This window comes from Stieleria varia (assembly GCF_038443385.1).
In the GTDB taxonomy this organism is placed as follows: Bacteria; Planctomycetota; Planctomycetia; order Pirellulales; family Pirellulaceae; genus Stieleria; species Stieleria varia.
Genome location: NZ_CP151726.1, coordinates 8,824,335 through 8,836,547 on the forward strand (window position 1 = coordinate 8,824,335; position 12,213 = coordinate 8,836,547).

At 57.3% G+C, this 12,213-nt stretch carries 10 protein-coding genes; 5 read left to right on the forward strand and 5 right to left on the reverse strand.

The genetic code is table 11. The annotated features are described in order from the left end of the window. Positions 1 to 290: 290 nt before the first annotated feature. Positions 291 to 3,245 (forward strand): DUF1553 domain-containing protein, encoded by a 2,955-nt coding sequence (locus Pla52nx_RS29915; protein WP_146523202.1) that lies wholly within the window; start codon positions 291 to 293, stop codon positions 3,243 to 3,245. Between the two features lie 34 nt (positions 3,246 to 3,279). Beyond that, the gene (locus Pla52nx_RS29920; RefSeq protein ID WP_146523201.1) at positions 3,280 to 4,794 is read left to right on the forward strand and encodes a DUF1501 domain-containing protein; all 1,515 of its coding nucleotides are present in this window, start codon (positions 3,280 to 3,282) and stop codon (positions 4,792 to 4,794) included. A 24-nt stretch (positions 4,795 to 4,818) separates the two neighbouring features. On the opposite strand, the gene Pla52nx_RS29925 is transcribed toward Pla52nx_RS29920, so the two are convergent. Both Pla52nx_RS29925 and Pla52nx_RS29930 read right to left on the reverse strand, forming a co-directional pair. Next, positions 4,819 to 5,208 (reverse strand): hypothetical protein, encoded by a 390-nt coding sequence (locus tag Pla52nx_RS29925; RefSeq protein ID WP_146523200.1) that lies wholly within the window; start codon positions 5,206 to 5,208, stop codon positions 4,819 to 4,821. A gap of 105 nt (positions 5,209 to 5,313) precedes the next feature. Then, a complete protein-coding gene (locus tag Pla52nx_RS29930) occupies positions 5,314 to 7,107 on the reverse strand; it encodes a glycoside hydrolase family 2 TIM barrel-domain containing protein (protein ID WP_146523199.1) in 1,794 nt (597 codons plus the stop codon). Positions 7,108 to 7,684: 577 nt separating this feature from the next. Here Pla52nx_RS29930 and Pla52nx_RS29935 point away from each other — a divergent pair. From Pla52nx_RS29935 to Pla52nx_RS29945, 3 genes are read left to right on the forward strand one after another with little or no spacing between them, the layout of a single operon-like run. Further along, entirely contained in the window at positions 7,685 to 7,954 is a 270-nt protein-coding gene (locus Pla52nx_RS29935) for a hypothetical protein (RefSeq protein ID WP_146523198.1), read from the forward strand. 32 nt (positions 7,955 to 7,986) lie between these two features. Beyond that, on the forward strand, positions 7,987 to 8,544 hold the full coding sequence (locus tag Pla52nx_RS29940) for an RNA polymerase sigma factor (protein WP_146523197.1): 558 nt from the start codon (positions 7,987 to 7,989) through the stop codon (positions 8,542 to 8,544). A gap of 9 nt (positions 8,545 to 8,553) precedes the next feature. After that, a complete protein-coding gene (locus Pla52nx_RS29945) occupies positions 8,554 to 9,456 on the forward strand; it encodes a hypothetical protein (RefSeq protein ID WP_146523196.1) in 903 nt (300 codons plus the stop codon). Between the two features lie 393 nt (positions 9,457 to 9,849). On the opposite strand, the gene Pla52nx_RS29950 is transcribed toward Pla52nx_RS29945, so the two are convergent. From Pla52nx_RS29950 to Pla52nx_RS29960, 3 genes are all read right to left on the reverse strand, one after another. Next, a complete protein-coding gene (locus Pla52nx_RS29950) occupies positions 9,850 to 11,064 on the reverse strand; it encodes a lipid-A-disaccharide synthase (protein WP_146523195.1) in 1,215 nt (404 codons plus the stop codon). Between the two features lie 151 nt (positions 11,065 to 11,215). After that, positions 11,216 to 11,476, reverse strand: a complete 261-nt coding sequence (locus Pla52nx_RS29955; RefSeq protein WP_146523194.1) for a hypothetical protein — start codon at positions 11,474 to 11,476, stop codon at positions 11,216 to 11,218. Positions 11,477 to 11,646: 170 nt separating this feature from the next. Beyond that, the gene (locus Pla52nx_RS29960; protein ID WP_342190292.1) at positions 11,647 to 12,057 is read right to left on the reverse strand and encodes a hypothetical protein; all 411 of its coding nucleotides are present in this window, start codon (positions 12,055 to 12,057) and stop codon (positions 11,647 to 11,649) included. Between the last annotated feature and the right edge of the window lie 156 nt (positions 12,058 to 12,213).

Here is a 12,213-nt window from a genome sequence, read left to right on the forward strand (position 1 = left end):
CCTGGGGCTCGCGCCCCAGGCTGTATGCTGTCGTCGCATCCGCGACTGAGGGGATTGCTGGGAACGTGAAGAATGAACCGACGATGATCGCTGCGCTCTATCGCCGGCTACCGTCTGAGACCGCTTCACGGTCATAGGCAGCAACAATTCTTTTCACGTCCCCCGAGGCTCAAGGTTTCGCGTCTCGGAGAGACGCGGCTACGTGTTTTGCGTCGATAGTGGGCACCACCGTACGCTCCAGACGAAATTCGCTCGCCCTGTGCCATGCAATTTCGTTTATCCTAGAGCACATGGATACGCTTTCTTCCCTCCGCGTCGCATTGGCTTTTGGTCTCCTCCTGCTTCCCACGATGGTGGGGCGGGCTGATGATCAGTTGTCAGAAATCCAGTGGTTTGAAAAACACATTCGCCCCACCTTGGTCGAGCATTGCATCCGCTGTCACGGGCCAAAGAAGCAGCAAGCCGGATTGCGGTTGGATCATGCCGCGGGGCTCCGTTCCGGCGGCGACACGGGGCCGGCAGTCGTCCCTGGCGATCCTGATTCGAGCCTGTTGATGCAGGCCATCCGTTACGACAATGTTTCTCTGGAAATGCCACCCAGGGGAAAGTTGCCGGCAAGCACGATAGCTGCATTTGAAAAATGGATTCGGCTCGGCGCGGTGGACCCTCGCCAGGACCCACGCGAGAACGCAGAGCCAGATGACTCGACAAGCGGACCGCCCTCGGTGGAGGAAGGCCGATCCTTCTGGGCTTTCCAACCCATCGACGCTCCAGTGGTGCCGCCGTCGGACGATCACCGTTGGGCCCTCGGGAAAATCGATTGTCTTATTCTCGCCAGGATGCAGTCCGAAGGCTGCCAGCCGACCGTGGACGCCGACCGTGAAACCTTCATCCGACGGGTGAGTTACGACCTGACGGGATTACCGCCGACACCGGCAGAGATTCGAGACTTTGTCGACGATGAATCTGCCCAGGCGTACGAGACTTTGGTGGATCGATTGCTAGGCTCGTACGCGTTTGCAGAACGTTGGGGCCGTCACTGGTTGGACGTGGTGCGATATGCCGAATCCAGTGGAGGCGGTCGAACGCTCCTGTTCCCCGATGCTTGGCGTTATCGCGACTTTGTCATCGACTCGTTTGATCGTGATTTGCCCTACGACCAGTTCCTGCGTCTGCAACTCGCCGGTGACTTGATCCCCGAATCCGACTGGCAGCAACGACAACGCAATTTGGTGGCGACCGGTTTCTTGTTGCTGGGACCGACCAACTTTGAATTGCAAGACAAGGACGTCTTGGAGATGGACGTCATCGATGAGCAATTGGACACGATCGGCAAGTCCATGTTGGGCATGACGATCGGATGCGCTCGATGTCACGACCACAAGTTTGATCCGATCCCCACCGCCGACTATTACGCGATGGCTGGGATCTTTAAGAGCACTCTTTCGATGACCCATTCGAATGTGTCGACGTGGAACACCGCCGAGCTGCCGTTGTCAGCGGAAGAAGAATCCAGGTACGCCAAGATTCAATCCGAGATCAAAACCTGCAAAGGCCAAATCCAAGATCTCAATGACGCGATCGAGCGTGCCGGTGGAAAGAGCGGTGAAATCGCAGCCAAGGATGCCTCCGTCGATCCCGACAGTTTACCGGGTATCGTGATCGATAACGCGCAGGCTCTTCGCACGGGACAATGGATGGAATCGAAATCAAATCCAAAATATGTCGGTGCCAATTACATCCACGATGAAACATCCGAAAAAGGTGCCAAGCATGTCGTCTACGAAACACTCGTCCCTGAGTCCGGACGCTACGAAGTCCGGGTGAGCCATTCCTCGGGGAGCAACCGATCAACCCGTGTTCCGATTCGTATCCGTCATGCCGAAGGTGAGGCATTGGTTCGAGTCAATCAACGAAAGCAGCCACCGATCGACCACCTGTTCAACTCGGTCGGCACCTTCTCGTTCGATTCCGATCAGAAAGCGCAGATCACGGTATCCAACGAGGGTACCGAAGACGGTGTGGTGATCGCCGACTGCGTGGTCTTGATTCCCGCCGAAACTCAGATTTCCACAACCGCAAAAGAAACGAGCGCTGAGGACGAAGCGGCTGCTGCGGAGAAGAAAAAGTTGCTCGCCGCGTTACACGCGTATCTCGAGCGTCTCAATCAAAGGCTCAGACAGTTGCAATCCCAAGCCGCCGAGCGGCCGGTCGCGATGGCAACCCGTGATCAGCCGACTGCCGCCGACATCCCGATCGCCCTGCGCGGTGTCGTGGCCAACCAAGGACCCGTGGTGCCTCGTGGGGCACTGAGTGTTGTTTCATCTCAAGCGTTCCCTCGACTGGACGAGAGGTCCAGCGGACGACTGGAGTTTGCCGACTGGATCACAAGTCGCCAGAATCCATTGACGGCACGTGTGATGGCAAACCGCGTTTGGTATTGGATGATGGGTCGAGGACTCGTCGAAACGGTGGACAACTTTGGAGCCACCGGACAGCGGCCGTCCCATCCCAAATTGCTCGACCATTTAGCGGAGTCTCTGATGGCAGACGATTGGTCGATCAAGAAACTGGTGCGAAAGATCGCCCTGTCCCGGACCTATCGCCTCAGCTCCACATCGCGAAATGATTCGCTCGCCATGGATCCTGAGAATCGATGGTTTTGGCGCATGACACCAAAACAAATGCGAGCAGAAGCCATCCGGGATACGTTGTTGTTCATCAGCGGGGATTTGGACCGCACTCGTGGAGGGCGAACGATCAAACCGGGAACGTCGATTGAGTACGGTTATCGATTCGACAGCAATCGGCGTAGTGTCTATTTGCCGGTGTTTCGCAACACTCTGCCGGAGATCCTGCAAGCGTTCGACTTCGCGGACCCGAATATCCAGCAGGGCAAACGCAATGCCAGCACGATCGCTCCGCAAGCGTTGTTGATGATGAATCATCCCTTTGTGATCGACCAAGCCCACGCGGCAGCGGCACGTCGTATCAGCTCCAACCCAAAGCAGCTCGGTGAAACCGTGGACGAAACACTCGACGGGGTGTTCCAGGAGGTCTTGGGACGATCGGCGAGCCCGGAGGAAAAACGGCTTATCGGCCAATACATCCGCCAGCAGGAGATGCGTCATGACATCAGTCAACCAGCACGATCGAGTGTTGAAACGAGCGATGAATATTTGACGCGTTGGGCTTTGGTTTACCAAACTTTGTTTCAGTGCGTCGACTTTCGTTATCTTGATTAGGAGCGTGTGGGACTCACTGTCTCTTGAAAAGAATATGAACACTCAACCCAACGCAAAGTCGAGCGTCACCAACAGCGAGAGCACTCATTCGTTAACCCGTCGTCAGATGTTGGGTTCGATGGGTTGTGGGTTCGGCTTGTTGTCTGCTGCGGCGATGGCGAGCCGGCAGGCGAACGCGGAATCCGTTGCTAGTTCGGCGTTGAATCCGTTGCGGGAGCGATCACCCCATTTCCCGGCGCGTGCCAAGCGAGTGATCTTTGTCTTCATGCAAGGTGGCCCGAGTCACGTCGACACCTTTGACTACAAGCCGTTGCTGGCGCAACAGCACGGTGAGATGCACACGTTTGACGATGCTCGGACGTTGGCAAAAAGCAAGACGGTGACGAAGCATCGGGTGTTTCAGTCGCCTTGGAAATTCAAACGATACGGTCAGTCCGGGCGATATGTCTCGGAGTTGTTTCCCCACATCGCCCAGCATGTGGACGACTTGTGCTTCGTCAAAGGCATGCACACCGATGGGGTGGCGCATGGACCCTCGACACTGTTTTTGCACACGGGATCGATCAATCTGATTCGCCCATCGGTTGGTTCTTGGATGTTGTACGGTTTGGGGACCGAGAACGAAAACCTGCCAGGGTTTGTGACGATTCAGCCATCAATGGGCAACGGCGGTCCGCGAAATTATGGCAATGCGTTTCTGCCAGCGCATTTCCAGGGCACCGCCGTGGGTCGGGCGGGTACGAGCGCCGCAGATGCCACCATCGGAAATCTCAGCAACAGCCGCATCTCGCATGCACAACAGCAGCAACAGTTCGAGTTGCTGCGATCGCTAAACGCGACCCAAATGGAACATCGCCGCGATGACAATCGATCGGGCATCGAGAAACTCGAATCCGTGCTGCACTCCTACGAGTTGGCGTGGCGGATGCAGCAGAATGCGCCGGACACGTTGGATTTGTCTGACGAGCCTCAGCATGTGCTCGACTTGTACGGCATCAACGACAAGCGAACCGAAGATTTTGGGCGGCAGTGTTTGATGGCTCGCCGGCTTGCCGAGTCCGGTGTTCGGTACATTCAAGTGAATTACGGTGACAACACCAACAACCCGCGATGGGATCAGCATTCCAATTTGCCCAAGCACGCGGATCACGCTTTTGCGACGGACAAGCCGGTGGCAGGGCTACTGGCGGACCTCAAACAGCGAGGTCTCTTGGAGGACACGTTGGTGTGGTGGGGAGGTGAGTTTGGCCGAACGCCTTACGCTCAATCCAACGGAACCGGTCGCGATCACAATCCGTATGGCTTCACGATCTTCTTAGCTGGTGGCGGTGTCAAGCGTGGATTCGAGTACGGGGCGACCGATGAGTTTGGTCATCACGCCATCAGTGGAAAGGTCCACATGCACGATTGGCACGCGACCCTGCTGCACTTGATGGGTTTGGATCACACCGCGTTGACCTTCATGCACGACGGCCGCCCATTTCGCTTGACCGATGTTCATGGCGAAGTGATCCATGACTTGATCAGTACGTCAGCCTTTCCAGGCTGACATACGCTGGAGTGTCAGCCTGGTTCAAAACGGTGACAAAGTGAATCCGATGGTAACGAGCGCCAACAGGCCGGCGAAGGCGGTTCCTGTGATGAACAGCGCCCAACGCAATGCGAGTCCTCGATAGCCCAACCACGTGATGTAAGTCTCGATGACGGGACCGGCAAAGTAACAGAGGTTGGCAAAGATCGCACCGAAAAGGACGGCGCCCAGAGCTTCTTGCATCTCCTTGCCTGTGACGGGAGTGCTTATTTGGTGCATGACCAACGCCCCCGCAGTGATCATGCCAAGAACCGCGATGTATATCAGACGCAGTTTTTCCCAGATCAGAAAGATGGGCTTGGCGACCTCTGGCAGCGTAGCACGCTGTGAAGTTTCAACCGTCTCTGTCGGTGGTGCGTAGGGATTGCTCATGGGATTGCACAAAGTACGTTAGTCTTTGTACGTCAGCCTTTCCAGGCTGACATACGCTGGAGTGTCAGCCTGGAAAGGCTGACGTACGTGTTTGCTGACCTACGGTCATTTCACGTATCGGATGTCGTCGAGGTAGAAGCGAAACGGTTGGCCTTTGCTGGCAGCAGACCAGCCAAAACCGGTTGCGATTCGCTGTAGGTTCTTGCCGGTCAACGGGATCCGTACCTGCTGCCATTTCGATGTCAGGGTCAGATCGGCACGCTCGGCTTTGCCTGTGTCCGGGTACGCTTTGTCATTGCCCAAGTAACCCATGGCAAAACTGATCACTTCGCCGCCCTTTTCGCCTCGCACCCAGAACTCCAGGGCAGTCGCGCCGGTCAAGTTCCATCGGCCCGGTTGATCGCCCCAGTTGTTGGGCGGCGATTGCCAGATGACGCCGCCCCAGTCGTCACTGGCGTCGTAGTCGACTTGCAGGCACGCTTTGCCAGAGTGGGGATTGTCGGTGCTGATTTGCATTTTGATCGATTCGACGTTGCCCATGTATCCCGACGGCGAAAACGCGTCGGTATGGTCGTCGGAGAACAGCGTCAACGGAAAACGGGCTTGTTCCATCGCGGCCGGCGAGACATCCACTGAGAGGGGAACGTTTGCCACCGCGGCGCCACCTTGGCCGTCGTAGACGTAGGCGAACAAGCGATAGGCGGCGAGACCCTCGGGCACCGTGACGGAGGCGTTTGCGCCGTCGCTGACGACGGCACCTTTGACATCGGGTTCGGCCGGTTCAAAATCACCGCCCGTTCCGATGGTCTTGGAGTCACGTCTCAGGACCCATTGAATATTCAGCGGGTCGTTGTTGGGGTCGGACGTCGAGACGCTTGCCGTGATGACTTCGCCTGGTTTGATCCCGGCGGTCTTGCTGAGTTGGGGCGGTTCGATGACGGGGCAACGATTCTCCGGCTGTTTTCCCGTCCAAGCCTCGGACATGGCGTCGGCAGAGGCGACACGGGTGCCGTCGGGCAGCAGCATGCCGTACCACGTTGCGGTGGTCTCCTGTTTGTTGCCCCAATAAAACGCGTAGCTGCCCAAGCACAAGCCGGGCTGGTTTTTCACCGCGGTCTCGTAAGCGGCGCGATAACTGTCGGCTTTGGCGGTACTGGTCGCTTCGATGGGTGAGCCCCAGGGCGTCGTGGGACTTTCCCAGTGCCCCCGTCCAGAGAACTCCGTCAACAGGTACGGTTTGCTGCCACCGGCGGCTCGATACCGGCTGGGCATCGTCAGCACCGACCCGTACGTGTTGATGCCGATGATATCGATGCTTGGGCAGAGGTTTTCGATTTGAGGAATCTTTGCGTCGATCGATTCATGAATCACCGTCATCGTGGGATGATTGGGATCGATGTGTTTGCACTCCGCGGCGATCTGCTGGACGGCTTTCCAAATCAGCGGGTTTGTTCCGTCGCCTTCCATTTCGTTGCCGACCGCCCAGAGCAGGACGGCGGGATGGTCTTTGTGTTCGCGTACCACTCGGAGGCAATCCTCCCGTTGCCGGCGAACTTGGTCGGCATCGGAGTAGTTGAACCCGTGGCGTTCGTGACCAAGCCAAAATCCGACACTGACCGTCAAACCGTGCTTGTGAGCTTCGTCGAGAACCGAGCCGATGTCATCCGAGCCCCAGGTGCGAATGGAATTGCCACCCATGCGTGAGAGCAGTTCGAGGTGTGTTTGTCCGCCGGCACCGTTGACGAAATAGGGTTCACCGTTTCGGATCAACTGATGTCGGCCGTCGATGTTCCGAAGGGCGACCACGGACTGCGCGTTGACCGAATGGGCGTTGACGGTGCCACAGATCACCAGCAGGCACGAGATCAACCTGTAGAAATGGAGCAGGGAGCGACGCATGAGGAGCCTGGAGTTTTTTGGGAGGAGGACAAGAATCGAAATTCTACACCAGTGTCGTGTCCGCAGCCAAAAACACCGTGAAATACGGCAGTTCTCGCTGATCGCCACCACTGGTTCCCAGGCTCCTGCCTGGGAACCCAATGATTGGCAGGCCCCTGCCTGCCGATCTGCTGACAATTTCCAGGCTACTGCATCGTCCAGTCTTCATTTTGGGGTTAGCCGTTTTGGCGATAGCCACGGTTGTGTCACGAAAACCGTGGCTATCGCCAAAACGGCTCATCTACCGAACCCACGTTCTAAGACTGGACGATGCACCACGCTGATTTTCGCGAGGCAGAGCCTCCGTGGCAGTGCGTTCCCAGGCGTGAGCCTGGGAACGAGCGTTCTGCGGGGTGGCGATCAGCGAGAAGTGCCGGAAATACCGCAGTTTTGCTCGAAAGAAAGTTTTTTGAGATTCTTGGGAAGCAATCCGGGCGACCCCCGTTTCCTTGAGTGAAGTGCCTGATTGGTCGGCACGCCTAAGAAACCCGCGAGCCGAAACGCTCGCCCACCTCAAGAAAACCTCGGAGCAAGTCAGATGTCTGGATTGATGAACTGGAAAGCATTCGTATTGGCAGCCGTCGTGGCAACCGTTTCGCTGACCCAAGCGGGCAACGCGTCGGCAGGGGATCACTACTACCAGCCCGATTGCTACTGGAAAACGGTCACCGTCTACGAATCGATCAAGAAGCCCTACACGGCTTATGTGACCAAATACGACCACTGTGGCCACCCCTATCAGGCCAAAGTCGTCCGCTACAAGACCGTCCAGGTTCCCGTGACCAAACGCATCAAGGTCTGTCATTGATGTGACACTGCGGGACAGTTAATCTGTCCCGCATGGATGGCACTGGCACCACGACCGAGATTCTGGACGATTGGGTTCGCAGGCTGCCTGCACAGCCCGACGTCATCGGAGAAATCTTTCAGATCCTGGCACCGTCCGTGTTGGCGCTCGTGCGAAGTCGCTCCTCGAGCCGGACCGATGCGGAGTCGATTTGCCAGGACACGTGGGTCAGCGTGATGACCAGTTTGGATCGATACGAAGTCAAAGAGCCCGCGTGGTTCACGTTTCGGTCCTACGTGTTTCAGATTGCCAAGCGAAAGCTGATCGATCATTCACGTCGCAAATCGGCGAGCGATCTGCCGGAGACCTATGACCCGGCCGCACCCGAACAACGCGACGGGTTGGAGCATGATGAAGAACTCCAAGTGATGCGAGGATGCATCGAATCGCTGCCGGACGAATTCCGCCAAGCCGTGCGTGGTCGCATGCGTGGCGAATCTCCCAATGAAATTGCCGAAAAGTTACAAATCCCCGTCGGCACGTACCAATCACGACGCAATCGTGGTGAGAAAATGGTGCGAGAGTGTATGGAAACCAAACTCAACTCCTAACCTGATCCCATGACCATCCGCTGTTTTGAATTGCCGAGCGAAATCGCCGACTGGCCGGATTGGCTTGACCGCCAATTGGTCGGCGATGCGGTCGCGCAACTCGCGGATGAGTTTCGCGTCGCCGGTGGAGAGACTACTGCAGAGACGGTCGCGCTGGATCAACTGATTGGCGATCGTCGTAGCGAGCTGCTCGCTCGCGGAACGATCGCTCTGAGCGAGACACAGTTGAGGACATTGATCAGGCATCCCGACTTGCTGATCGAGCTGCAGGAACTGGTCTTGATCGAAGGCGGTGCACATTGGTTGAACCTGTCCGCTGATGCGTCGCACGCGGACGAAGCTCGGGGGCAGTGGCAATCGATCCGCTTGCTTGCCGATGCCACGCAAACGAAGGTCGATGGGAGCGAGCACTTGCAGCAGGGCGTGCATCGGGACACTCCCCGAGACGGATCAACCGTCCCCTGGATGCCGTTGCTCGCCGTTGCCGCCGCTTTGTTGTTGGCGGTCGGATGGTGGTTCGGTATTCGAGAGACGGGACCGGGCTGGGGATTCGATAATCAAGAGTTGTTGTCGGCAAAGGTCCAGCCGCAGCAGTACATGACCTTGTTGGCCGATGCCGCGGACGACTGGTACAACAAGCGTCCCGACACGAGCGAGGCGCTGGCGAAACGATTGGAGCAATACAGCCAAGGATGCCAGATTTTGCTGGAGGCGCCCCATGAGCAGCTTGCCCAAGCCGATCGAGAATGGTTGTTGGAACGCTGCGCCGCGTGGAAAGGCAAGATCGATGACTTGCGTGCCGAAGTGATCGCAGGGGAGAAAGAGTTCTCCGTGGCCTTGGCGGACGCCGATCAGATCATTGACAAGTTAGAAACCGCACTGCGAGAGCGCGACGTCGTTGCCACTGGTTGAGTGATCGGCACTAGCCGCTACGCAAAAAAGAGCGTCCCGCTTAAGATGGCCGTGTTGCTAAACGCTGGGTGGTGCCAGGTGGTTTTGAGCCGCTGGCCGTCAAGGCCACGGGTTTCACGAATTGAAATGGATGCTTGTTACGTGCAAGACCCGGCCGCTGACGCGTCACGGCTCACTGCGTATGGTTTGCGTTTGAGCGTATGGTAGCGTTCGTTTTCGACGTGGAACGTCGAACGACAGTCGCTCGATTTTCCAAATCGAAAGCGTGCCCCGGTGATGACTCGACCAACGCGTGAGAAACCGGCTCGACAATTCGTGTCGTGAGAATCGAGTCTGATGGCTGAGTCATCGATTGCGTTCGTTTTCGACTCGGAGAGTCGAACGACATTGGCATCATGCGGCACGTCGAGCCGGCATGGATTCTCTTGCGATCCCGAGGCGGCTGCACAGCCATTGAGCGGCTCGCTGCGTTGCACCGGGTTGGGCGTAACGCTCGCACAGTTCGTCGAGCAGTCGCAACTTCTTTTGGTAATAGAACTCGTCGGCGATCATGGCGTCGACCGAATCGGCGAGGAACTCGATGGCGGCAGAGGGATCGCCCACCGAGACCATTTCGGGAAAGACTTTCTCGTGATGCATCAGGTTCGGCAGCGTCATGCTATCCACTCCGATCACGCACTTGCCAAAGGCGTAGAGAAAGCGGCCGACGCGATAGATCACCGCGGCGGGAGTGCGGCGTGCCATCATCTCCAAACTGACCGAACCGCTGACCATCATCGAGCATCGTGCTGCTTGGATGATTTCACTGGTGCGGCCGACATAGAATTCGATCGGGAGTGATGCATCAGATTCGCTGAGTTGGTGACGACACCACTGGCATTGGGAATCGCGATAACAAGCGATCGCAAACTTTGCGTGAGGGTGTTTTTGATTCAGCCTGCGAATGGCCGCGAGCATCAGAGGCCAGTTGCGACGGACCTCGTGGCCTCGCGATCCCGGCAGGACGGCCACCAAGGGTGCCTCGGGGGTCGAAACCAGTTTGCTCATCACGCGGGGATCAAGCTGTGTTTGGGCAACGGCGTCAAAGAAAGGATGTCCGACGTAGGTCGTTGGAATGCCGTGACGCGAAAAGTATTCTTCTTCGATCGGCAGCACGGCAAGGACATGATCGATCAGGCGTTTCATCTTGCGCACACGCCAACCGCCCCAGGCCCACAATTGAGGCGGACAGTAGTAGTACACCGGGATGCCGTGTTTACGGGCGCGGCGGGCGACATGCCAATTGAATCCAGGGAAGTCCACCAGCAGAACGGCGTCGATGCCGCCTTGTTCAAAGATCGCTTCGGCTTGGTCGGCAAAGCGAAAGAACTCGCGAATCTTGGGCAGGACTTCCAGCAATCCGACCACCGCATGTTGGGTGAGGTCCAGATCCAGTTTGCACCCGGCTGCTTTCATCGCCGGGCCGCCGAATCCGCGGAGCTTGATCGAGTCAGCGCTGACTCCGAGGGTGCCTGCAGCGGTAGCCTGTGTGTGCAGGGCTGAAATCAATCGAGCGGTATGTTGGTCTCCGCTGGGTTCGCCGACGGAGAAAAAGACGGTCTTGTTCATGGCCGAAGAGGTACCTGCTGCGAGGCGACCACGTCAACGCGAATTCCATTTGCTAGCTGAGTCGAAACGAAAAAAGCGGCTCGGGGGAAAGTTTCCCTCGAGCCGCTTTCAGTTCACGTCTGAAGTGACAGTGTCACCGTTTCACTGAAGTTCAGCGAACGTACCGAGCACTGGCTTGAATGACGTGACGCTTGGATGAAACACGAGCACTTGGATCAACGATCGGTGCTGGTGGCATGGATTCGCTGGTAGCAGGAGCCATGGCGGGAGCAGCTACTGGAGCGGCATACGGAGCAGCCATTGGGGCGACCGATCCGCAGCTGCTGCATCCGCAGTCGCTGTAGCCGGCGTCGCAACCGCTGTCGCAGCAGCTCTTCTTCTTGCACTTCAGGTTGCCAAACAGTTTGGTCAACAATCCGCACTTTTTCTTCGAGCAGCCGCTGTCGCAGCCGGAGTCACATCCGCAAGGATCGGCAACGCCGCATCCGCAGGTGGGATCAGCGGCACAACCGCAAGCTGGAGTTTCGCAACCGCAAGCTGGCTCGCAGCAGGTCGACTTCTTTTTGCAGCTGAACAAACCGCTCAGCAATCCGCCCTTCTTGCTGCAACCGCAAGCTGGTTCGCAGCCACAGGCTGGTTCAGCGGTGCAACCACAAGGAGCTTCGCAACCACAAGCTGGTTCTGCACATCCGCCGCAAGGAGCTTCGCAGCCACAAGCTGGTTCTGCACATCCGCAAGCAGCTGGTTCTGCACATCCGCCGCATGGGGCTTCGCAACCACAAGCTGGTTCTGCACATCCACAGGGAGCAGGGTCGCTGCATCCGCAAGGTGCTTCGCAGCCGCAAGCTGGCTCTGCGGTGCAACCGCAAGGTGCTTCACAGCCACATGCTGGCTCTGAAGTACAACCACAGGGCGTATCACAGGTGTTGCAAGGAGCTTCGCAACCGCAAGCCGGTTCGCAACCGGTATCGCAGCATGCTGTAGCTTTGCCACAACCCTTCATGCCCATCATTTTTTCCAAAAGGTCAAACCCGAAGCTTTGGCTACACATGCTGGTGCCAAGGACGAGTGTCAAACAAAGTATTGTTCGTTTCATTGGAGCCACGTCTCCTTAATGTCTCTTTGCGGGAGATAATTCGCAGTCGATCA